Raw genomic sequence first — 23,439 nt, 5'->3', positions numbered from 1 at the left:
AAGGTTCGGACCAGCAACAAGCCAGGCCGGTGGCGACTGCCGTGCCGCTCCACGGACCGGTCGTGGCGGTTACCAGCACGTTCCCCCCATTTCCTTGAACTTGACATCGCATTCACATACGATGCGCACAGGTAGTGACGCCAATCACATGACCCTGTCCATTCTCCGGTTTCTACATATCTGGATGTTCCATGACTAATGTCGCCGACCGCATCTGGCAGCACGCATCCGAACGCCCCGACGCCATCGCGCTGCGTCTCGGGGACGAACAAATCACCTACGGTGATCTTGTCCGCCGCAGCGCTGTTTTCGGTGGTTATCTTGCCGAATCCGGTGTGGCGGTGGGTGATCGCGTGGTGCTGGTCGCGCCCACGGTTCCCGAATTCGTCATCGCATATCTGGGCGCACATGTGATCGGTGCCGTCGCGATTCCGGTGAACACCATGGCGACTGCTCCGGAAATCGGATACGTGCTCGACGATTCCGGCGCTCGCTACGCCATCGCATGGCATCTGGCGCGCGCGGGAGCCGAGCAGGCCGCCGTGCAGCGAGGTATCCCGCTGCTGGTCCTCGAACCCGGCGCGCCCACCGATCCCGCCGCACCGGTGAACGAGCCGATGCCCCGCGATCCGGACGATACCGCGATCATGCTCTACACCTCGGGCACCACCGGAAAGCCGAAGGGAGTGGAGCTCACAGTCTCCAACCTCAACGAGACCGCACGCATATTCATCGATCAGCTACAGCTCACGCCCGAAGAACGGTTCGGCACGGGTCTGCCGCTGTTCCATGTGTACGGCCAGGCGGTCTGCCTGATCACCACGCTGCACGCCGGAAGTTCGTTCTCGATGGTGTCGCCTTTCGAACCGGCCGCGATGATCGAAACGATCCGTGACCACCGGCTCACCGTCGTGTCCGGGGTGCCGACCATGTGGAATGCCATGCTGCACGCCGCCGGTGACTACGGACCGGAGGACTTCACGAGCCTGCGGCTGGCCGCCTCGGGCGGCGCGTCACTGCCCGCGGAGGTCGTTCGCGCCTTCTCGCAGCGATTCGGCTGCACGATCCTCGAGGGCTACGGGCTCACCGAATCCAGTGGGGCCGCGACCTACAACCCACTGGATCGCGAGCAGCGGATCGGGTCGGTGGGTACCGCCCTGCCCGGGACATCTATAGCGGCAAGGGATCCGAACGGCGAGGCACTGCCCACCGACACCGTGGGTGAGCTGTACATACGCGGTCCCAGCATCATGAAGGGCTACTGGAACCGACCCGAGGCCACCGCCGCCGACCTGGCCGACGGCTGGCTACGCACCGGGGATCTGGGCAAGGTCGATGCCGACGGTTACGTCTACATCGTCGACCGCGTCAAGGATCTCATCATTCGCGGCGGCTACAACATCTACCCCCGCGAGGTCGAAGAAGTGCTCTACGAGCATCCCGACATCGTCGAGGTGGCGGTGATCGGCATTCCCGACGACCACTACGGGGAGGAAGTCGGTGCGGTGGTGGCCACAGCACCTGGAGCGAACCTCGACCCGGCGGAGCTGCGCGCCTGGGCCAAGGCGCGGCTTTCCGCTTACAAGGTCCCCCACCGCTTCGCGTTCACCGATCAACTGCCCAAGGGTGCGACCGGCAAGGTCCTCAAACGCTCTCTCCATTTGAACCTGTTCACAGACAAGGCATCCCGATGACGGCAGGACGAGTACGTCCCGCAGCATCGCAGGCCCTCGCTGCCGTTCGACGTGGTGGCCACCTGCGCGGTCGGCGATAGCCGAAATCTCCTTCTCGCAGCTGATTTCGTCCAGCATGGCATCGACCAGCTCACCGAAGTCCTCGACCACTTCCACGTGCCCTCGGTGAACCGACGCTCCAGAGACCCCGCCGGCTCAGGCGACCACGGCACGGCCCACATTCGGCCGCCCAGGTCGGGGCCGCGAGTAGCGCCGCTCCGGGGGCTTCAGCGTGGTTACAACCGTGTTCACCCAATGCCGTTGCCGACGACGGTCGGTTTCCGGTGTCGAGACGGCCGTACGCGGGAGAGCCGGCGATCACCGAACCCGACATCTATTTCAGAAACAAACTTGACGCCGGATTCATGTCCGTGCCAGCATCATGTGTCCCAGTTCACATGATGCGCGGATGCGTCATGACGAACTGTTTCGGATCGACCCCGGCCACAGTCCGGTTCAGGGAGGTACCCATGACCCGAAGTACGATCGAGTCCGCCACGCGTACGGCGGAGGGTAGCGGCGCACTCGACTGGATCTGGCGCCGACAACTGCACCGCTACCCCGACACCATCCCACGGTACGGCTACCTGCTGGTGACTGTGCTGGCCACCATCGTCTTGTATTACGAGCTGTACGTACAGGGAGCGGTCGTAACCAAGATCGTGACCGACTTCGGATTCACTTTCACCCAGTTCGTCTGGATCTCCGTACTGGGAAATCTGGTGGGCGCCTTCGGTTCCCTGGCGGCTGGGCTGGCAGACCGCTGGGGGCGGGCGAATCTGGTGGTCGCCGGCCTGTTCGTTACCGGCGTGATCGTCTTCGCCGGTCTGCCGAATTCCTCCGGCGGACCGGCGTGGATCGTCCTGTTCAGCGTGCTCAGCGTGACAGAGGGGATCATGCTGGTAGCCACGCCCGCGCTCATCCGGGACTTCTCACCCCAGCTCGGCCGGGCATCAGCCATGGGCTTCTGGACGATGGGCCCGGTGCTGGGCAGCCTGATCGTGACCGCCGTGTCCAGCCGCACCCTCGACAGCCACCCGGACTGGCGGTACCAGTTCCATATCTGCGGTGCGATCGGACTGGTAGTCGCGGTGATCGCCCTGTTCGGCCTGCGCGAGCTCACTCCCCGACTGCGAGACCAACTGATGGTGAGCCTGCGCGATCGACAGCTGATCGAAGCACGAGCCGCGGGAATCGATCCGGAGAAGGCGCTGCACGGCGGAGTGCGGCAGTTCCTGAAGCTCGAGGTAGTCGGCTCGGCCTTCGCCATCAGCATGTTCCTGCTGTTCTACTACATCGCCGCAGGCCTGTTCGTGGTGTATTTCGTGACCGCCTTCGGCTACACCGAGGCCCGCGCCAACGCACTCGCCAACTGGTATTGGGGTGCGGACGCCCTCATCCTGATCACCGTCGGGATGCTGTCGGATCGCTTGCGCGTGCGCAAGCCGTTCATGGTTATCGGTGCGATCGTCAGCTTCTGCGCGACAGCGGTTTTCGCCACATTGGCCACCCGTCCGGACACCGGTTATTACACACTCGCCGCCGTCATGACGATCGGCGCCGCGGGTTCGGCGTGCGCCTACTGCGCGTGGATGGCCGCCTACACCGAGACGGTCGAGGCCCGCAATCCTGCCGCGACCGCCACCGGCCTGGCCATCTTCGGCTGGACCGTACGGATGATCATCACGGCCTCGCTGGCAGCGTTCACCCTGGTCGTCACCGCACCGTCCACACTTGTGGACCACGGTCCCCGCGTCGGAGCGATCGCGGCTACCTACCCGCAGCAGATCGCGACGCTGTCGGCATTGTCACCGGAGGTGAGAGCCGGCCTGAGCGCCACTCCCCCGAGTGAGGCCGTATTCGGCGAAGCCGTGGAGGAGCTCATTACCGCCAAGCTGGCGACAGACCCCCTGTCTGCGGCCGCCCGGCTGCAGCAACTGGCCACGCAGCCGGTGCCACCTTCCGATCTGGCCTACCTGAGCGCACATTCGGCCGACGTGGTCAAGGCACAGAAGGACAACCCGAAGCAATGGCAGTCGTGGTGGTGGGTCTGTTGCCTCGCCCAATTGCTGTTCATCCCGTTCATTTTCGTCATGCGTGGCCGATGGAGCCCCAGCAAGGCCCGCCAGGATGCCGAACGCCACGAAGCCATGGTGCTGGCGGGCCTGGCCGAGCTGAATCGAGTCGGGAGCGCCCGGAACGCTCACAGCAGCTATGACACCTCGAGCCTGTTCAGCATCACGGCATCGACCCCGATTGCCGATGGCGGCGACAGGCGGTAGCGGCATCGACACCACCCCGATGCCTACCCTTCATCGGGCGTGACGCTACGGCGGCGATGGCTTGTCTCATCGCCGCCGTAGCCCAGTTCCACCCGCCCCCGCGATCCGGCCGGGCTACTCCGAGGTCAACTGCAGGGCGTTGACCCACAGCTGGGTCAGCGTGGTGACCAGCTTTTCGAAGGCGATGCGCTGGTTTTGCACGAACACGACGTAGGCCATGCGGCTGACCATGACCGAGAGTGCCTGAGCGGTGATTGCCGGATCGAGATCCGCACTCGCGCGGCCCGATTCCTGTAGTTCGCGAATCATCTTGGCGTTGCGCTGGATGAACGCCTTGTTCCGCTCGAGCCGGAGCTTACGGAAGCTCTCGTTGATCTGGGCAACTTCCTCGAACACACCCATCAGGCGCGCATTTCGCTTGTACGACAACAGATAGTCGCGATTGGCGGCCTCGATCAGCGCCCTGGGATCGGTTACACCGGTGCGCGCCTGGACATGCGGGTGCAGCATCTCCTCCTGCAGCTGGTCGACAACCGCAGCGAAGATCTCTTCCTTGCCGTCGAAGTAGGTATAGAACGAGCCGGCGGCAGCGCCTGCGGCCCTGGAGATATCAGCGATCTTGGCATCCAGATAGCCGTCGCGCTCGAACACCTCACGCGCCGCACTGATCAGCGCTGCGCGCGTGCGCTCACCGCGCTTGGTGCGGGGTAGAGCGCGACGGGACTCGGCCGCAACAGGTTCGGAAACCAACGCTGATCACTCGCTTGGTCGCAGGGATGGACATCCCACCGTATCACCGTGTCCCACCTATCGACCCACACCACGCCGACGACCGGCGCCGGCACTTCCGCGCGAGGATCGGAGGTCTGTTGAAATCGACACCAACTTCGTATACCGTCTCCAGTCCAGCGTGACCGCGATCACACGGCTACTCGGCACCTCCGGTCAGCACAAAGGCACAAGTGCGGAGGGGATGCAATGACCGCGACACCGGGCCCGGCTCGGTCCAGCGAGCGCACAACCGCGGCAACAGCGCTGTTGTGGCTGCGCCCGGATCTGCCACGCGCGCAGGTCAGGGCCCACTGGAGCGGGATGTACGGTCGGCTACTCGGGCACACGCCGGGAGTCCGCGAATATCGCCAACACCATTTCCCCGCCGACGTGACAGGCCTGTGGCCGGCACTGGACGGGGTGGAGACCGAGATTCCTGCGCACCGGCAATTGGACGGCACTGCGGAAATCGTGTTCGAAACCGCGACATCCGGAATGAAGTCGATGCGGTACAACAAGTTGGTCGCCGCAAACGAGGCCGACCTCTTCACGCGCAGCGTACTGAACAACTCCCGCGCCCACGATGGCCGGATATTCGGGACCGGCGACGATCCCACCGGGTCACGGGCGTTGATCTTGTTGCGCCGCCGTGAGGACAGCCACCCGACGGCACTCCAGTACCTTGTCCACGATCTGCTGGGTGCGTCGTTCGCGGGCATCCCCGGGATCACCGAGGTGCGAACCCAGGTATTCGGGCCGTTTCGGAAGCGGTTGGGGGACTCCCCCAATGTGGCTCACGACTATCCACCGGAGCATCGCTTCCATGGCGCCATCGTGCTGGGCGCCCGGAACCGGACCAGTCTGCGGGCCGCGCTGGACAGTCCAGTCACTGCGGCCCCCTTGTTGGTCGAGGTAATCGCAGCCATCCACGCGTACCCGGTGGAGGCGACCTACACCTACGGGTCCGACCGAGACCACACCCCGCCGCTCGAACTTCACCGGCCGCTACCCGCAGCGGCACCGCACCGATCGCGGGCTCCGATGCCCGGCGCGTCGGCAGCGCCGCTACCGGCAGCCCGGTCGATCCCGTTGCCGGGTATGGGCCAAGAGGATGTGATCGCCGACCACCGTGGCCACCTCCTCTGCGGACTGGCCAGCGGCCACATCGTCCGCCACGACCCTGACACCGGCGAGACCCGGATGGTCGCGCATACAGGCGGCCGCCCCGCAGGACTGCGACTCCTGCCCGCCGGCACCCTGCTGGTCTGCGACTCACACCGCGGCCTATTGCGCGTCGACCCGACATCCGGCGAGATCGAGGTACTCAGCCGACCCGCCGACGGCCCGGCAACGCGATTCCGTTCAGCCGCCATGACCTCGGACGGCACCATCTGGCTCACCGAGTCCGCCATCGCTTCCGACTTCGGGCAGGGCACCCACGCCGCACCGAAGGGCCTGCGCGGACGACTTCTTCGCCGAGATCTCAACGGCCGCATCGACATCGTCCTCGACGATCTGCACCACGCCGGTGGAGTCTCCATCACCCCGGACCGGTCAGCTCTCCTGTACGTCGAGACCGGTAGCCGGCGCCTGAGCCGACTCGTCCTGGCCGGACCGAACCAAGGACAGACCGAACCGGTATTGGAAGACCTCCCCGGTTTCCCGGACAACCTCTCGGACTTCGTCGATGGGCGTGCCTGGCTGGCGATCGTCGGCTCCCACGGCACAATCCGAGCCATTGCCATCGACCCCCAAGGCCGCGTCGTCGACGAGATCCACGGCACTCACCCGCAGTTCCACTCCGCCACCAGTGCGGCCGAGAGCCTCGACCGACTCTATTTGGCGGGGCCTCGCCACAGCGGACTACTCGAACTCGACCTGCGAAGTCGGAGCCACGAATGAGCGACCGGGAGGCCGCCGCAGACTTCACGCGGCGTTTCGCCGGAAGGCGATATCGAACTTCCTCGGCAGCGAATGGCAAGGAACAGCCGCGACTTCCCACGAAGACCCATAGGCTGAATGGGCCGACGGCGCACGCCGAATCGTCGGATCCTTCTACCCGGCGCGATGCCGGACCTGGGGATCGCCGTAGCGCGCCCCACCGACAGAGACCCCGATCATTGACGATCCGGGCGCTGTCTGAATCGCCCCGGGTCTGGTGCGCACTGGTCTTCCGACTCCGGCGGGTTGCTGGGTCAGGTCGGCATAGTAGTCGGCTTCGAACTCGACCGGCGGTTTGCTGCCCAGGCGGTGCATCAGCCGGGTGTTGTTGAACCAGCCGACCCAGTCGGCGGTCAGGAGTTCGACATCGGCCAAACGGTGTAGCGGGCCGCGCCGGAACGGTGAGTCGTCACGGACCGCTTCGGTCTTGTAGAGCCCGATTGTGGTCTCCGCCAAAGCATTATCGTATGCGCCGCCCACCGATCCGATCGACGGGACCATGCCCGACAGCATGAGCGTGTCCCCGAGCCGCCACGCTGTGTATTGAGACCCGGCATCGGAATGATGAATGGTGTTGCCCACCAACGGATGTCCTTCACGTGCGCGGATCACGGCGGCCTGGCGGATCGCGGACTCGACGAAGGCGGTGGTTTTGCTGGTCGAGCATTCCCAGCCCAGGATCCGGCCGGCGTAGGCGTCGATCACGGCGTCGGTGCAATCTCGATGGTTCCGCCTGCGCCGCACTGTTCTGGACCCAGCACCATGCAGCGATCTGGTCGGGGACGCCGTGGTTGTCCGGGACGCCGACGATGTGAGCGAACCTGGCGCCGCCGCTGAGCACCGCCATCACGCGATATCGGTTCACCCCGCTACAGCAGCGGCACCAAGTGCGGGGGTGCCTGCCATTCTGGGCCCGACATGTGGTCGCCCACATAGCGCGGACGGGACGGCACCGGGTCGGACACGTCCTCGGAAGCGACGGTGCCGACGACCCGGACCCCAGCGTCGGCGAAGTCCCGCTGCGCCCGGGGCAGATGGTCGGCGGACGTGATCAGGACCGCGTTCTTCGCCCCGATGTCGTCCATCATCTGCGCCGAGTACTTCGCGTTCTCGATGGTGTTGTCCGCCCGGGTCTCCGAATGGATCCGGGTGGCATCGATGCCGTGCCCGATCAGCCAGTCCCGCATCGCGTCGGCCTCGGTGATCCCGTTCTCCGGATTGCCGCCGGTGACGATCACCGGGGCCAGCGGTGTCAGCACGGCCTGGGCATACGCGGCGAAGAGCCGGTCCAGCAGCTGCGGGCGCATCTGCCCGTCGTCCTGCAGGCCGTAGCCGAGCACGACGATCGCGGTGTCGGGGCCGTAGGCGTCGCTGAGGCCGGGCAGCTTGCTGGCCGCGTCCATGGCCGCAGCTTCCGAGTCGGCGGGATCCGGGGCCGTGGCCGGTGCGGCGGAGCCTGGTATCGCTAAGGCCGAACCTGTTCCGGCCGAGCCGGACGCCGGTGCGGCGGAACTGCCCGCCGAACCGGTGGCGGGCAGGCTGTGCGCGAGGGGAGTCGAGATCCCGGTGCCCAGGCAGACTCCGAGCGCCATGAAAGCCACGGCGGCGGAATTGACGACGATCCGGGTGTGTGCGTGTCGTGACAGGCTGATCATCGATCCTTCTCCGAGGGCGCTGCCCGGACTTCGGACCGCCAGATAATGATTTCAGAACAGACTTATCGATAGAAACATTCGTTTCTTGACGGCCCGCAACATTCTGTTGTCAGTGCCCGGGATCCTCGTTCGAAGTCGCCAAGTACATGGACATATAGCGTTCACACCGGCGGTTACCTCTCCCCCGGCGCGAGGCGCGCGCAGATTCCCGGGTCACATCGCCCGGAATGAAACAATCGGAATCAAAAATTTTGTTGTCGAAATGACACAGGTAATTGTCCATTCGGCGCAATATAGTGCTCGATGAACATCACGCCCCGGTGGACGTGCAGAGGATCGCGCCTGTCACGTCCGCGCGCCACCCCAATGCTGCTCACGATGTGCACGTCAGGGCGATGTTGCCATTGCGCCAGGCGCCGACCGGGGACATCGCCCATTTACCGTGGCGGCACGCAACTTTTATCGAAAACACACCGGCACACACAGAGGGATGGAACCGGTGCATGGCGCCACCCCTCAGCTCACATCAGGGAACTACCTAGTTCTTCACGCCGGAACCGGTAATCGCAGAGTTGATCGCGTGCGTCAGTTGGCTGACGATCGCCTGCGCCAGAGTATTGGCCACAGAACCCATATGCATTCTCCTTCATTCGAACCGATATTCGACTCGTCTCACCACGCAGGATGAGGGACACGGCGCGAGACGAGCCTGGCAGCGAGGAGCGCTGCTCACGATGGAACAATATCCACGAAAATCAGACAAGGGAAACCACTGCTCGCGGATAAACGACCACGAATCGTTGTGGATTCCGATCAGAGATCAGCGGACACAGTGGTCAAGAGCCGCCGACGATGTAGTCGAGGGTTCCCCCCAATGTCACCAGCCCCGCACCACAGGCCCAGGCCTTGTTCCGTTCCTTCGGGTCGGTGAACAGCAGCGCGATCATCCCAAGTGACGCGGGGGCAACCGCCTCTGCGCCCCGCTGACCGAACCGGCCCGCGACCATCATCGCCGGGCGACGGCCGCACCGCACGGCCGAGGACACCGCGAGCAAGAAGATACCGATCAACAGCAGCCGCCAGCGACCGAACGTGTCATCCAGTGGATCCAGATCGATCAGCCCAGACTCGCGGATCCTCGGGGTCCAGCCCAGCGTCAACCAGGGCTTGCTTTCGATCCAATCAATGTCATCAACGGCCACAGCCAATGACGATGCCGACACCCTTCCGGTTCCCCCGTCGGAAACCAACCGCTCGCCGTCGGTGGGTCGCTCCATCCATAGCCGAGATCGTCCCGCGACCTCTCGGTACCACTGTTCATCGTCCTGATCGGCGACGCAGCGGGCGACTGTGATCCGCGCTCTGCTGCGGTGCACCAGTGATTCCCCACCGCGTCTCACCTCGGGCAACGACATGGCGACTATCGGCTGGTCGGAAGCCTGTCAGGGGTAGCGTTCGAACCAGATTGGCGGTGACAGGAGGGCTTGCTCGATGGAGACGTCGGTAAACGCAGCGCCCGGGAATCTGCCGCTGGAGTTGACGAGTTTCGTCGGTCGGCGCCGGGAGGTGGCCGAGGCGCGGCGGTTGCTGGCGACCTCGCCGTTGGTGACGTTGACTGGCACCGGTGGCGTGGGAAAGACCCGGTTGGCGATGCGGGTCGCGGCGGACTCCCGGCGGTCGTTCGCCGACGGGGTGTGGTTCGTTCCACTCGGTGAACTGAACGATCCCGCTCTAGTGGCCGAGACCGTGACCGCCGCGCTCGGACTGCCGGATCAACCCGGTCGGTCTTTGTCCCAACTGCTGATCGATCACTTCTCGCCCGGGCAGGCGCTGTTGGTCCTGGACAACTGCGAGCACCTGCTGGGTGCTGTCGCGGAGTTAGTGAAGACGCTGCTTCGGGCGTGTTCCGGGGTGCGGATTCTGGCGACGAGCCGGGAGCTGCTCGGGGTGGAAGGGGAGCGTATGTTGCGGGTTCCACCGTTGTCGGTTCCGGACGCCCAGTGGTCTCCGCTGCTCGAGTCGATGCCCCAGTACGAGGCGGTGGCACTGTTCGCCTCCCGGGCGGCCGCGTCGGTGCCCGACTTCGCCCTCAGTGCGGCCAATTGTGCTGAGGTGGTGGGGATCTGCAAGAGGCTGGAAGGGCTTCCGTTGGCGATCGAGTTGGCGGCGGCGCGGATCCGGGTGATGTCCGCCGGCCAGATCCTGCAACGGTTGACCGACCGGTACCAGTTGCTCACCCGCGGTTCCAGGCTCGCGCCCACCCGGCAGCAGACGATGCGGTCGTGCGTGGACTGGAGCTACGAACTGTGCACCGAACAAGAACAGAAGCTGTGGGCCTGGTTGTCGGTGTTCGTGGGCGGATTCGAGCTCGACGCGGCCGAGGGCGTCTGTCCCGAGGAGGTGTTCGGAGACGACCTCCTGGACACGGTGGCATCGCTTGTGGACAAGTCGATCCTGGGCCGTGAGCAGGTCGGCGATGTCGTTCGCCTGGTCATGGCCGAGACGATCCGCGACTACGGCAGGGAGAAACTGCGCGAATCCGGCGACCTGTCCAGGGTGCGGCGGCGGCACCTCTCGTGGTACGAGCGGTTGGTGAAGCGGGTCGAGATCGACTGGATCGGCCCCGACCAGGCGGGTTGGGTCGAGCGGTTCGATCGGGAGCAGCCGAACCTGCGAGAGGCTCTGACGTTCAGTATGACCGAATCGGTCGTCGCCACCGACCCGGATGTCACCGCGCGCATGGTGAACGCCTTGTGGCTGTTCTGGCAGTGCCGGGGTCTGTTGGCGGAAGGCCGGCACTGGATGGGCCGCTGCCTCAACGGCTCCGACACCGCGGGGGCCGAGGAACGCGTCAAGACCTTGTACGGTGACTCTTTGTTCGCGGGGATGCAGTTTCAACTCGATGAGGCCGCGGCTCGGGCGGTGGAATGCTGTTCGCTCGCAGAGCAATTGGGGCGCGCGGAGTCTATCGAGATCGCGAACTACGCTCGAGGATATCTGGCGATGTTCACCGGAGACCTCGCGGCGGCGGTCGAGCGGTTCCGGTCGGCCCTCGCCGGCGCACCCGCCGCTGGCTCCCACCCGACTGGGACTGGGCTCCAGATCGCACGATCGATAGGCGGGATTCTCGGCCTGGCGATCGCGAGCGGACTGTCCGGGGACGATGAGACCGCGGTCGCCTGTCATGAGCAGGTGCTTGCGATCACCGCACCGCGCGGTGAGTCCATCTACCGTGCGTACTCGTCATGGGCTCTCGCGCTGACAGCACTGCAGGCGGGAGACACCGATCGGGCAACAGCCCTCGTGAAATCGGCGTTGCGGCTCCTCCGGCAGGTCAAGGACCCGGTCGTGACGGGCTGGTGCCTCGAGTCGTTGGCCTGGGCCGCGATACGTGAGGACCAGCCGACCCGGGCCGCCGTCCTGATGGGCGCCGCGGTGACGCTCGCACGGACGGTCGGAAGGATCTCGGTGACCCTCCCGAACCTGCTCGACAACCACGACGAGTGCGAGCAGCTCACCCGCGAGGCACTCGGGAGCCGAGCCTACCAAGTCGCGTTTCGCGCCGGAACCGCCATGAGTTTCGACGAATCCATCGCGTACGGGCTCGGCGAGGGCCCTGCCGACGAGCCCCCGGCGACCCCGGACGCACAGGTGTTGACCCGCCGCGAGGCCGAGGTCGCCGACCTTGTCATGAAGGGATTGACCAACAGGGAGATCGCCTCCACCTTGGTGATCTCGTTCCGCACAGCCCAGGGCCACGTCGAGCACATCCTGGCCAAGCTCGGGTTCACATCGAGAAGCCAGATCGCGGCCTGGGTTGCCGAGAAGCGGAAGTGATCGACTGCGACATCGGTCCGACAAGTGAGCGAGCCTACGCTCATGGGCCAACCGGTCAACCCCAACGCCAAGACCCGATCACGTTCAGCGGCGGCGTCGTCTGCCGCCCATCGGGTTCCACGAGCACCAGTCACCGTCCGGATGTCGCTGCTACGAGGCGCCGGCCGGGGATCCGGTCGCACCGGCGGGCGCCTGTGCTTGCCGGACCAGCCGCACCCGCGCCCCTCGACGTAGTCCAGGACGCCCAGCAACGCAGGACGCGGTAGCCAATATCGATGACCGTGGGAGCTCGGTCGATCGGGCGCGGGTAGCGGTAGTCGGTCAGCGCCAATCGAGCTGGTGCTCAGGGACTCCGACCGCTCGAGCGTGGTCGGCGGCAAGTGCCCGGGCACAGGCACCACCGGCGCTGTAGCAGAACGTTCGCCCCGAGAAGACGACATGCGTCTACGTGCCGCGGAAATCTATGTGATCCGCGATCGATCGGTGAATATCAACGTCATTGCCTCGCGGCGGTGGCTGCCACATGGGCGGTGCGACCGAGGCGGTAGGAGTCGGTTCCGGCTTCGACGATGCGGCCGGGGTGACAGGTACCCAGGTACGGCTGGAGGGCGGGCGCGGAACGGTACGCCCGCCCCGTCGGATCAGGCGATCACACCTGAGAGGCTGCCGGAGCAGCATCCTCTGCAGCTGGCCCGACAGTCCCTGCGCGATGAGCTGTTCCGCGGAACCCATGAGCTTTCTCCTACTTTCCGCCGCCATCGGAGCGCCTCGTATCGAGCAAATTTCGATATGAAGCACACCGGCGTGAGCTACATCGCTCCGGACGAGACCTTGAACCGAGAAGAGGAAGAACAGAAACCATTCTTAGTGGTAATTCGACAACAAGAAGTTGTTTGATTACGTTGATGCACTCGCAGCCTGGCACCGCGGCAGGACAATAACGACAAGAAGTTATCGTTGAAGACCCCCAACACTCGAATACCGTCGAGTGCGCCATTCAGATACAGGTAGAGCACAGAAATTGATCTACACGAAATTCGCCCGGAGAGATCAGGGCACACGCCCGCCGCCGGCCGCGGCAAAACACGCATCACAACCGCGTCGGCTCGTCATCGGGACCCGGCCTGTGCCGAGCCGCGCCACCGAGAACGGTTCGGCTCCGACGCCACCCCTCCCAGCGGTCCCGACTGTCCGTGGACGATGTCGCGTACGCGAGAAAATAGGTATGCCCCCGGTCGTTCGACCGTGGTGCGCGCACTCCCCACCGGCGATGCTGAAGCAGTTCACCAGCACGTCAACGGAGACCTGAATGTTCCCATCCACTGCCCAGCGCTCGATGGGTGCCGACGTCGACAGCACCCGTCGTCCAGACGACACGTTCCTGATCCGGCGTTGCCGTGCGGTTGCCCGCGCGACCCGTGGCGAGAGCGGGATGCGCTCATGAACCACCAGCTCTGCAGTCCACTCGCCTACGGATACCTGCGCATGGATCTGATCTCGCCCCAGTCGCTCGCGGGAACCGTCGCACGATTGACCGCGGCGGCCGCGGAGCACGGTCACGAGCTCGCAACCGTCTTCTACGAGGACGCACCGCAGAGCGCGACCCTGCCCGAAGCCTTCGCGGAGCTCGCCATGGAGTGCCGCCGCTCCGGCGCACACACCGTGTTCACCCTGCCGGGGCATCTCGGCGGCATGGCGATCCCCCGGATCTGCCTGCTCGACTTCCTGGCCGCCCGCGGTAGCGCCCATGTCTGGGAACTGGCGGCTTGAGGTTCGGTGGCGCTCGTTCGGAGGGAATCACATGCCGATGTCCGTGGATGGTCAGGAACTGTCTGGCCGCCCGTCGATCGCTCCGCCGGAGCGATCGACGGTGTCGAAGGTCGCGGGCGGCGCATCGACGGCCGGGGGCTGGGGTGCTGTCGGCGCCTGGTGGCGCGACCGCCTCGACTACCGATGGCTGATCCGCACCTTGGAGACTCACGGTGCGCTGCGCATGATGAAGGGCATCGTCGCGATCACCGGCGCGGCGCTGGCCCTGATCACCGGACTGAATCTGGTCTCCTGTGCCGGTCCGCATGCCTCGGCCAGGCAGATCACGGCCTTCAATACCGTCATGGCCGTGGCCTGGGCGGTGAGCTGGGCCCTCGGACCGTGGCCGAGCGAGCGCCGTTCGCTGCTGCTGATGGCCGGCTCGGACGTGATGATCACCGCCGGCTGCCTGGCGGAAAGCTGCCGGCTGTTCGGGGCGCTCAGCCTGATGCAGCTAGTCGTCACCGGCGGCTACCTGGCCATGTTCCACGGGCCGCGGGTGCTGGCACTGCATGCGGGATGGTCGCTGCTGTCGGTGCTGGCACTGACCGGGCTGCTGCTCCACGAGCACAACGGTGACACCGCCGAGGCCGCGTCGGTGGTGCTGATCATGGCCGCGGTAACGGTCATGCTGATGCCGGCGCTGCATTTCTGCTACTGGGTGCTGCGCATGGACTCCCTGACCGATCCGCTGACCGGCCTGCTCAACCGGCGCGGCCTGGACTACTACGCGTCGTCCTGGTTCGGGCCCGGTATGCGCGGGCCGATCTGCCTGATGACCATCGATCTGGACCGATTCAAGTGCGTGAACGACACTTTCGGTCACACCGCCGGCGACCGCGTGCTGGTTCGGGTCGCGGGCTGCCTGCGGGCGACCGTTCCGCCGGGTGCGGTGGTCGCCCGCAACGGTGGAGAGGAGTTCATCGTCCTCGCCCGCCTGGCCGAGCCGGCCGCCGCGGCCGAAGCCAGGCGCCTGTGCCATGCGCTCGAGGCCGACGGCGGACGGGTGACGGCCAGCATCGGTGTGGCCGTGACCGGCACCGGGTCGGCCGCCCTCGAGGACCTGGTCCGCAAGTCCGATACCGCCATGTACCGCGCGAAACGCGCAGGTGGAAACCAGGTCTCGATATGGACATGAGCGAGCCGGTTCCACAGATCACGAACGCCCCTTCGATCACCTCAGGTTGCCCGCACATGGAAATTCACACTCGCCAGCTGCACTACTTCATCGCGGTCGCCGAGGAGCGCAGTTTCACCCGAGCAGCCCGGCGGCTGCACATATCGCAGCAGGGGCTCAGCGCCCAGATCAAGCAGCTCGAACAAGGAATGAAGGTCGTGCTGTTCTCCCGCACGACCCGTAGCGTCGATCTGACCGCTGCCGGTGCGGTATTCCTGCAGGATCTGCGCGGCATGCTGACCGGACTGAACACCGCAGTCGACCGGGCGCGGTCGGCACACCGTAGCGACCAGGATCGGCTGGTCCTGGGTGCGCTGGAGGGGGCGGCACTCACCTTGACCGAGCCCATTGTGGCAGCCTTCCGGAAACGGCATCCCGGAATCACGCTGGAATGGCGGCAGTTCACCTACCACGACCCGTCAGCGGGCCTGACTCGCGGCCTGGTGGATGTCGCCTTCACCCGACGGCCGTTCACCGACGACGGGATCCGGTTCGAGACGTTGTTCACCGAACCACTGATGGTCATGGTCCCCGCCGACCATCGTCTGGCCGACCGCACCGAAGTGTTCGCACACGAACTGCTCGACGAACCGCTGTTGGGCGCGGCGACGACCGATCCGGTCTGGAACGCCTTCTGGGAGCTGGACGCGCACCGCGACGAGCACCGCACCGGGATCGTGACCCGATCGAACGCCCTACTCGCCGAATTGCACAAGGTCGCCACCGGGGCCGGGGTGGTGATCACGGTGGCCTGCGCCCGCTGGATCCCGTTCCCCGGCATCAGCCTGATACCGATCGCCGACACCCCACCGAACGAGGTCGCTGTCGCGTGGCGCGAGGACCACGAGACCCCGTTGGTCCGCTCGTTCGTCGACATCGCCCGCACGATCCGCGATTCCCATCCCGAACTGGTCATACAACTCCAGAAACCCGATTTCGGCGACCGCACAGTACCGCTGCGGCTGTGACCGGAATTTACAACGATTCACGGTCGTTAATCCACGAACAGTGGTTTCCCTTGTCCGAATTCCGCCGATACTGTTTTCGAAGTGAGCTCGATTGCTCGCGAACAGGCTCGTCTCGCGCCGCATTCCTCATCACGCTAAGCGAGACGAGCTGAATTTCGTCCCGAATGAAGGAGAATTGATATGGGTTCCGTCGCCAACGCGCTGGCGCAGATGATCGTGAGCCAGCTGCAGCACGCGATCCAGTCCGCACTTTCTGGTGTGAAGTAGCAGGTCGGCATCGAGTGAACCGAGGGGTGACACCGCAACACCGGCGTCACCCTTCTGCGTTCTCCGATAAACCATCGCAAAGGCATGACCGACAAGCAGATCGCCGACGAGCTGGTGATTTCCCAGCGCACCGCCCAGGGACATGTATCCTCACCGAACTCGGATTCACCTCGCGCGCACAGATCGCGGACGGCATGGGCGGTACGAATCCATGATCGGCCGACGTTCGGCGCACGATCAGCGGGTCCAGCGTCCCGGCGGTGGGTCCTGAGCGGTGTAGGCCGGCAGGGGTAGCGGCCGATCGCCGAGGAAGCTTTCGAGCAGACGTGTATAGATCTCGGGCTGGTCCGCCGACACCCCGTGGCCGGCACCGTGGATGTCGACCAGCATGGCGTCCGGGAAGACATCGCGGTACTCACGCGTGACCGGCCAACGCAGGAAGTCGCACTGGGCTGCCATGACCAGCACCGGCACCCGCGCGGTCGCCAGCGTGGGTCTGGGATCCGGGACGGAATCGAAATCGGCGGTCGTCATCTGGTTGACGTAGAAGCCCTGCGGATTGTTGTGCGGTGGTGTGGTCACCTGGTGTGAGCACGAGGTCCCGTCGCGTCCGGTGAGGGCGACCTCGTGCATCCACGAGTCGGCTTCGGCGTCGGGGACGAACGCGTGCGCGGCATTGGGGTTGAGGCCCATCAGCAGGGATTGGACGAGAACGCGCGGGCTGTCCATCAATTCGTCGTAGCGCGCCTGCTGAGCGGGATCCATGTCGTGCCACGGCTCGCCGACACCAGCGGGAAATGCCTTCGGCCAGATCGCGCCCGGCGCGACGAAGACAGCCTTCGCGACGCGGTCGGGGTGTGCGGCGATGTACTGCGCCGTGAGCGACCCGCCCCAGGAACGCCCGACCAGGACGAGCTGCTCGGCTCCGAGTTGTTGCCGGATCGCGTCGAGATCGGCCACCTGACGCCCCACGGTGTACTCGGTCACATCACCGAGCCGGGTCGATCGGCCCGCCCCCACCTGGTCGTAGGCGTACACGTCGAATCCCTGCGCGGCGAGTTCGCCGCCGCCGACCGGTATGCCCTCGCCGGGGGTTCCCGGCCCGCCGTGCACGAAGACGACCGGCGGATTCGGGGGGTGGCCAGCGGCGGCCGGGGTATGGACGTAGGCGATTCGCGACCCGGTCGGCAGGTCCCAGTACTGGACGGACGCGGGTACCGCGGATTCCGGCTGGGCGGGGAACGGACGCAGTATCGTCGCCGCCGCCAAGGCCGTTATCGCCACCGCGATCACCGAACTCGATACGACCGCACCGGACTTCGCGCGATGTAATCCCGCCAGTCGAAATCCCCACCAGCTCAGCAAAAAACAGAGCGCAACCGCGACCGCCAGTCCGGTACCGAGAAAGAGCGCAGGAGTGTCCACCACGAGCGCGGTCATGCCTACCGCCAAGGCCCCGGCGACGATGGCCATGACGATTCCGCAGCCGACGGTCGCCAGTCCCAGGGCGATCCGCCACCGGCTGCGAACCCGCCTGCGCGGCTCCGATTCTCGTGGCTCGCTCACTGCAGGTCTTCTCCTGTCACAGCCGGTTGGTCGCGAGGCTCTGGACAGTTGTTACAGATTCAGGCAGCCCGGTTGTCATGCGGTACCGGGCCGTACCCGCCGCACAGGTACCGGGTCCGGCAGAGGGCGAGCGCGGGCCAGGGACGCGCCCACCCTCCGTCGAGGTCAGGCGATCAGACCCGAGAGGCCGGCGAGCAGCATCTTCTGCAGCTGGCCGAGCAGTGCCTGCACGATGAATTGTTCCGCGGAACCCATGAATTACTCCCTCTTCCATAGAGATCGGCACACGCCGTATCGAGCATGGGATTGCGATACGACGCATGCCGGGCGGGAGCACCGTTGCTCCCGAGAGAGACGTTAGGCCGGGGTAATTGCGAAGAGAAACCGTTCTTCGTGGTCCATTGACAACGAAATGTTGTCGAACACCGGTTACAGATGCGCCGGCACTGTGCAGTCCGAGAAGTCCGGCTGCTCGAGCGCTTCCACCAACTCCGGATGGGAATCGCGAATTGTCCGCGCGATATCGACGAACGAGCGGACCAGGGCCGTCTCGCGGCCGCTACACCAGCCGACCACGACCTCGTTGGGCGGAACATCGACGATCGGCACCAGCCGCACGCCGGGGAACGGAATCCAGCGAGCGCACGCCACCGTGAGTACCACCCCGACCCCGGTGGCCACCTTGTGCAGCTCCTCCAGCAGCGAATTGGAGCGCGACACCACCGGTGCCGGGCAACCGTTCCGATGAGCCTCCAACTCCCAGAACGCATTCCATATCGGGTCGGCCGTGGTCGCGCCGAGCAGCGGCTCGCCGAGAATGTCCGATGCGTGCACCGAAGACCGCTCGGCCAGCCGGTGGCCGGTCGGCACCATCACCACGACGGGCTCGGCGAACAGGGATTCGAACCTGACCCCGTCCTCGACGAACGGCCGGCGCGCAAAAGCCACGTCCACCGCTCCACTGACCAGGCCGGCGGACGGGTCCTGGTAGGTGAACTGTTTCATCTCCACCGTCACACCGGGGTGCCGATTCCGGAAGGCCGACAGGATCGGTTCGGTCAGAGTCAGCGCCGCGCCTTCGAGCGCGCCGAGCACCAGCCGATCCCGCTCACCGCGATGCACCGACCGCGCGTGTTCGACCGCCGCGCCCAAGCTGCTCAGGGCGCCTCGAATATCCTGCAGGAAAACCGAACCGGCGGCGGTCAATTCGACATATCTGGTGGTGCGCGAGAACAAGACGACACCCATCAAGTTCTCCAGCTGCTTGATCTGAGCGCTGAGGCCCTGCTGCGAAACCCGCAACCGCTGCGACGCCCGGGTGAAGCTCAGCTCCTCCGCCACCGCGATAAAGTATTCCAACTGCCTGGTGTGGACCTCCATGCCGCCAGTCTATGGCGAATTTCCGGCCGATTTCGGCGTTTTCAGAAGACGGAATTCTGCGACAAACGATCAGTTCAGCAGTTCGGCGCGAAGTGTGTCGACGGTGGCCTGACTCAGGCCGAGGCCGTCGTGTACGTAGGCGTCGAAGCTGCCGTACAGCCGGTCGACTTCGTTGAAAGCCGCTTCGAGCCAAGACAATTGGACGGCGGTGGGATTTCCCAGTTCGGCGTTGCTGGCCAGATAATCGGCGTTCACCACGTCGCGCGGCACCCCCAGGATGGTGAGGAGCACCGCGGTCGCCCAGCCGGTGCGGTCCTTGCCGTAGGTGCAGTGGTAGATCGTCGCGCCGCCGGTGTTCTGTGCTATGGCGGTGAGCAGCGAGCCGAAGGCTACGTCGCCACCGTGGTAGTCGATCATGAACGGGTAGAAGACCGACTGACCCAGGTCGGTGCTGCCGTTGAGCAGGCCGTCGACCACCGCGACGCCGAGGGTGACGGCCGGGAAGTCGTGGAAGGACACCCCGCCGTCGGCGCTCTCCACGTCTGCGACCTGGTACCGAGCCCCGGCCGGGACCCGGTCGGGCGCCGCCGCGCGCTCGGAGGTGTTGCGCAGGTCGACGTCCAGGTTCACGTTCGCGGCGGCCAGTGTGGCCAGGTCGGCGTCGGTGAGCCCGCCGAGCTTGTTGGACCGGAACACCTTTCCGGTACGTACTGTGTGGCCGTCCGCGGTGCGGTAACCGCCGATGTCGCGGAAGTTCGGGGCGCCCGCGAGCCGGATCGCGGTCGTCGCGGGGGCCGGCAGCGTGGACACCGGATCCGGTGCCGCGAAGGAGCCGCCCGAGCCCGAGGTCGAACCGGTTCCGGGTGCACCCGAAGGCGATCCGGCTATGTCCGTGGGCTGTGCCTGCGCGGCTCCCGAGTCGCCGAGCAGTATGCCGAGTGCGATCAGGCCGGTGAGCGCGACGCCGGGGCGACGGGTCGGGAGGTGCGACATCTGTACCTGCTTGCTGTGCGTGGGAGCCTGTGGTCGAGCCGATCCGGATGGAAACCGAGCGGCGTAAGGGACTGTAGAGTTGCGCAGGGCACTACCGGAAACAGTTGTTGCCGGGCAGTTCACAATTTCCTGTTGTCAGTCATCCACGAAATACGGTTTCAGTTCCTTTCCGGCATGTTCTACCGTTTCCCGGCGTGAGCTTCGGCTCCCGTTTCCTCGCTCGAGCGGTAATTCGGCTCCGACATTCCCGGGGCCGGCGGAAGGAATCATGTTCAAATATTCGAAAGCGGCAGCCGAACTGGCCGTCACGAGTCTCGTACTGGCCGGTGTCGCCGCCGCGGGCACCGGAGCCGCGACCGCCGACACCGGGACGGGCTGCAGCCAGACCGCGAACGCCACCCGCAACGCCGGCTGGTCGGGAGCCTGGATCAACCACACCTACGCCAAGTCCGTGTCGGCCGCGACGTTCGCCGCCGGCACCATCGTGACCTACACCGACGTCGTCGGTACCACCAGCATCGGAAACCCGTACGTGAACGGGATCTACGACTATCCGCCCACAGGTTTCGGCACGCCGGTCAAGGCCACCGTCACCGCCTACCACCTCGGGCAAGGCCAAGTCGCCGAGGACGTCACGCCGTCACCGAACACGTCCACCAGCTCGGGGCAGGTCGGCTGGGGTGTCCACAGCACCGGGTGGTTCGTCAATTCCGGAAACCCGGTGACCCTGACCATCTCCTACAAGATCCCCACCACGGTCCAGGACGGACAGCAGATCACCAGCGGCGGCATGGGAGCCGACGGCACCGTCGGTGTCGGCAACGACATCCCCGAAGTCGGCGTCTGCTTCACCTCCCGGGCACAGAACCCCGGTGAAGCACTGCTGGGCAGTGCCGACGCCAACGGCGTCGGATCCGCGGCCAACCAGCTCAGCTCCACCGGCTCGGTCACCGACGGCATCACCCAGATCATCAAGAACCTGCTCCCCGGCAGCTGAACCACGACAGTGCTGTAGCCGGGCCGGCCACAGCCCGTACCCCACCGAGCTGAAAACATCGAGCAGGGCCACCACCGTACGCGGCGACAACGGTGGTGGCCTTCCTCTGTTGTGGGGCCACACGCGTCCGTGGGAACTGTGGATGGAGCCCAGGGTGGCCCGGTCTGCAACCGAAACGACCATGCGCGGGGATCGATTGCCGCACAGCGCAGGAGATCGACGATCTACAACCCGAGATAGTAAATCGAAGGCCCACAGTTGTTTCCGGACGCTCCGCCTCGGCAGTACCGTGACCTACCGTACATCTCCGCCGGCGGTTGTCCGAGAGCGGAGCAACCGAGAGGTGAGCTTTGAAACTGCGCGGTAAAGTCCTCGCTCCGGCCGCTGCGGCGGCAATGCTGTGCACGGGAACGGTATTGCATGCCGCGCCGGCGACCGCGGACGAGTCGAACGGCTGGACGCTTCCGCAGCTCACCGTCACCAACGGCACGCTCACCGATGTCACCGGCCGTACGGTCCTGTTGCGCGGGATGAATGTCAACCAACTCAACGACTATGCGCGCAACGATCCGAATCTGCCCACCGTGGCACCCCTCGACGACACCGATTTCGCACAAATGGCGGCACTCGGGGTCGATGTGGTGCGGCTCAATATCGCCTGGTCCGCGCTGGAACCGACACCGGGCGCGTTCGACGAGGGCTACGTGGCCCGCATCCGCAGCGCGGTGAATCAGGCGAAGGCGCACGGGATCTACACCGTGCTGGACATGCACCAGGACGCCTGGGGCAAGACCGTGGGCACACCCGCCGGGGCGACCTGCCCGTCGTTCATGAGCCGCGGATACGGCTGGGACGGCGCACCCGGCTGGGCGACCATCACCGACGGCAACACCACCTGCAATATCGGCCACCTCCGCGAGGCCTCGCCCGCGGTGGCCGACGCGTTCCAGCACTTCTACGACAACACCGACGGCATCCAGGATCACCTGGTCGCCACCTGGGCCCGGCTGGCCGCCGAGTTCAAGGACGAACCGGCGGTCGCCGGCTACGACCTGATGAACGAGCCCAATCCCGGTCTGCGCGACCCGTTCACGGCCGCCGCGCAGCTCGGCCGCTACTACCAGCGCGCGATCGCGGCCATCCGCCAAGGCGAACGCGGCGGCATGGCGCATCTGGCGATGTTCGAGCCGAGCGCGATCTGGTCGGCCCTCGGGCTGGACGCGACCCCGCCCACCCAGGACATCACCGACCCGCTGGCAGTGTTCGCACCGCATCTCTACAGCGAGTCCATCAACGTCGACAACTCGTTCCCCACGATCGAGCAGGGCTTCGATCTGGCCGAGGCCGCGGCGGCCCGCTACCGGGTGCCGCTGTGGACCGGAGAATGGGGCTGGTTCGGCGACCCGGCCGCCGACGAGTCGAAGGTGAACCGCTTCGTCGACCAGGAGAACGCGCATCGCATGGGGGGTGCGTGGTGGTCCTGGAAGCAGACCTGCGGTGACCCGCACGTCGTGGCGGGTGGCAACACCGACAAGCCGACCGGCAACATCAATCCCGTCTCCTGCCCGTCGGGAACGCCGCTGGGGCAGCCGGCCGCCTACGCGGCTCCGCTGGCGCGCGCCTACCCGCGTGCCGCGCCGGGCACGCTGACCTCGCTCGCCGCAGACGGTTTCGCCGGTGAGGGCCGCGGCCGTCTGGAGGCCTGGTATCCGGGCGGGCAGCGACCGGATCCGCAAGCCACCGGTGTCACCGGGCTCGTCGTGACTCAGGTCGCCGGTGGCTGGCAGGTGACCGGAACCACCAACGGCCGGTATTCGCTGGGCAAGCCCGGTACCGCCGGCGGGACGGGTTCGGCCTCGTCCGGATCTGCCGGTTCCGCAACGGGTTCCGCGGGTTCGTCCGAATCCGCCGGCTCCGGCACCGGCTCGTCGGGCTCCTAGGTGTACTGACCACAGACGTTGGTGACGGCGTGGCGAGGTGACATGACGAAGACCTCCGAGTGAAGTGCGAGCTGTCTAGGAACACACCCACTTCCGGAGGTCTTCGTGTCCCACCGTAACGCC

16 protein-coding genes and 1 pseudogene are annotated in these 23,439 nt (G+C 65.8%); 9 read left to right on the top strand and 8 right to left on the bottom strand.

The window, feature by feature from the left end; all coding sequences use genetic code 11:
* The first annotated feature begins 191 nt into the window (after positions 1 to 191).
* Together EBN03_RS20660 and EBN03_RS20655 are read left to right on the top strand one after the other, a co-directional pair.
* Positions 192 to 1,694, top strand: coding sequence for a long-chain-fatty-acid--CoA ligase (locus EBN03_RS20660; RefSeq protein ID WP_122189742.1), 1,503 nt, complete (start codon positions 192 to 194; stop codon positions 1,692 to 1,694).
* Between the two features lie 509 nt (positions 1,695 to 2,203).
* The gene (locus EBN03_RS20655; protein ID WP_122189741.1) at positions 2,204 to 4,015 is read left to right on the top strand and encodes an MFS transporter; all 1,812 of its coding nucleotides are present in this window, start codon (positions 2,204 to 2,206) and stop codon (positions 4,013 to 4,015) included.
* Between the two features lie 114 nt (positions 4,016 to 4,129).
* Here EBN03_RS20655 and EBN03_RS20650 read toward each other — a convergent pair whose 3' ends face one another.
* Positions 4,130 to 4,765: a TetR/AcrR family transcriptional regulator gene (locus EBN03_RS20650; protein ID WP_122189740.1), complete on the bottom strand. Its 636-nt coding sequence runs from the start codon at positions 4,763 to 4,765 to the stop codon at positions 4,130 to 4,132.
* 228 nt (positions 4,766 to 4,993) lie between these two features.
* On the opposite strand from EBN03_RS20650, the gene EBN03_RS20645 reads away from it, so the two are divergent.
* Positions 4,994 to 6,688, top strand: a complete 1,695-nt coding sequence (locus tag EBN03_RS20645) for an SMP-30/gluconolactonase/LRE family protein (protein ID WP_122189739.1) — start codon at positions 4,994 to 4,996, stop codon at positions 6,686 to 6,688.
* A 264-nt stretch (positions 6,689 to 6,952) separates the two neighbouring features.
* On the opposite strand, the pseudogene EBN03_RS20640 reads toward EBN03_RS20645, so the two are convergent.
* The 3 genes and pseudogenes from EBN03_RS20640 to EBN03_RS20630 all read right to left on the bottom strand — a co-directional run.
* Positions 6,953 to 7,432: pseudogene (locus tag EBN03_RS20640) on the bottom strand (IS3-like element ISMysp3 family transposase); the annotation flags it as partial.
* 164 nt (positions 7,433 to 7,596) lie between these two features.
* Complete coding sequence (locus EBN03_RS20635) at positions 7,597 to 8,382, bottom strand: YdcF family protein (RefSeq protein WP_233608490.1); 786 nt, start codon at positions 8,380 to 8,382, stop codon at positions 7,597 to 7,599.
* A gap of 836 nt (positions 8,383 to 9,218) precedes the next feature.
* Positions 9,219 to 9,659: an MFS transporter gene (locus EBN03_RS20630; protein ID WP_147471651.1), complete on the bottom strand. Its 441-nt coding sequence runs from the start codon at positions 9,657 to 9,659 to the stop codon at positions 9,219 to 9,221.
* Between the two features lie 214 nt (positions 9,660 to 9,873).
* Here EBN03_RS20630 and EBN03_RS20625 point away from each other — a divergent pair, with 214 nt between their 5' ends.
* The 4 genes from EBN03_RS20625 (at position 9,874) to EBN03_RS20610 (ending at position 16,173) form a co-directional block, all read left to right on the top strand.
* Positions 9,874 to 12,219 (top strand): ATP-binding protein, encoded by a 2,346-nt coding sequence (locus tag EBN03_RS20625; RefSeq protein ID WP_122189736.1) that lies wholly within the window; start codon positions 9,874 to 9,876, stop codon positions 12,217 to 12,219.
* A 1,440-nt stretch (positions 12,220 to 13,659) separates the two neighbouring features.
* Entirely contained in the window at positions 13,660 to 13,989 is a 330-nt protein-coding gene (locus EBN03_RS20620; protein WP_122189735.1) for a hypothetical protein, read from the top strand.
* A 37-nt stretch (positions 13,990 to 14,026) separates the two neighbouring features.
* Entirely contained in the window at positions 14,027 to 15,166 is a 1,140-nt protein-coding gene (locus EBN03_RS20615; RefSeq protein ID WP_122189917.1) for a GGDEF domain-containing protein, read from the top strand.
* Between the two features lie 56 nt (positions 15,167 to 15,222).
* Positions 15,223 to 16,173: a LysR family transcriptional regulator gene (locus tag EBN03_RS20610; RefSeq protein WP_158675694.1), complete on the top strand. Its 951-nt coding sequence runs from the start codon at positions 15,223 to 15,225 to the stop codon at positions 16,171 to 16,173.
* A gap of 129 nt (positions 16,174 to 16,302) precedes the next feature.
* On the opposite strand, the gene EBN03_RS34260 is transcribed toward EBN03_RS20610, so the two are convergent.
* The 4 genes from EBN03_RS34260 to EBN03_RS20590 all read right to left on the bottom strand — a co-directional run bounded on the left by EBN03_RS34260 (position 16,303) and on the right by EBN03_RS20590 (position 20,379).
* Positions 16,303 to 16,584: a hypothetical protein gene (locus EBN03_RS34260; protein ID WP_158675693.1), complete on the bottom strand. Its 282-nt coding sequence runs from the start codon at positions 16,582 to 16,584 to the stop codon at positions 16,303 to 16,305.
* 93 nt (positions 16,585 to 16,677) lie between these two features.
* Positions 16,678 to 18,006 (bottom strand): alpha/beta fold hydrolase, encoded by a 1,329-nt coding sequence (locus EBN03_RS20600; RefSeq protein ID WP_147471650.1) that lies wholly within the window; start codon positions 18,004 to 18,006, stop codon positions 16,678 to 16,680.
* Positions 18,007 to 18,435: 429 nt separating this feature from the next.
* Positions 18,436 to 19,386 carry a LysR family transcriptional regulator gene (locus EBN03_RS20595; RefSeq protein ID WP_122189732.1) on the bottom strand — a complete coding sequence of 317 codons (951 nt, stop codon included), beginning with the start codon at positions 19,384 to 19,386 and terminating at the stop codon, positions 18,436 to 18,438.
* A 69-nt stretch (positions 19,387 to 19,455) separates the two neighbouring features.
* Positions 19,456 to 20,379 (bottom strand): tyrosine-protein phosphatase, encoded by a 924-nt coding sequence (locus EBN03_RS20590; protein WP_122189731.1) that lies wholly within the window; start codon positions 20,377 to 20,379, stop codon positions 19,456 to 19,458.
* A 268-nt stretch (positions 20,380 to 20,647) separates the two neighbouring features.
* Here EBN03_RS20590 and EBN03_RS20585 point away from each other — a divergent pair, with 268 nt between their 5' ends.
* Both EBN03_RS20585 and EBN03_RS20580 read left to right on the top strand, forming a co-directional pair.
* Positions 20,648 to 21,376 carry a hypothetical protein gene (locus tag EBN03_RS20585; protein WP_122189730.1) on the top strand — a complete coding sequence of 243 codons (729 nt, stop codon included), beginning with the start codon at positions 20,648 to 20,650 and terminating at the stop codon, positions 21,374 to 21,376.
* Between the two features lie 350 nt (positions 21,377 to 21,726).
* Positions 21,727 to 23,316, top strand: coding sequence for a glycoside hydrolase family 5 protein (locus EBN03_RS20580; RefSeq protein ID WP_407671193.1), 1,590 nt, complete (start codon positions 21,727 to 21,729; stop codon positions 23,314 to 23,316).
* Positions 23,317 to 23,439: the final 123 nt, after the last annotated feature.

Source organism: Nocardia stercoris (assembly GCF_003696265.1).
Classification (GTDB): domain Bacteria; phylum Actinomycetota; class Actinomycetes; order Mycobacteriales; family Mycobacteriaceae; genus Nocardia; species Nocardia stercoris.
Note: the sequence above shows the minus strand (reverse complement) of the source record. Positions and strands in the feature narration are given on the sequence as shown.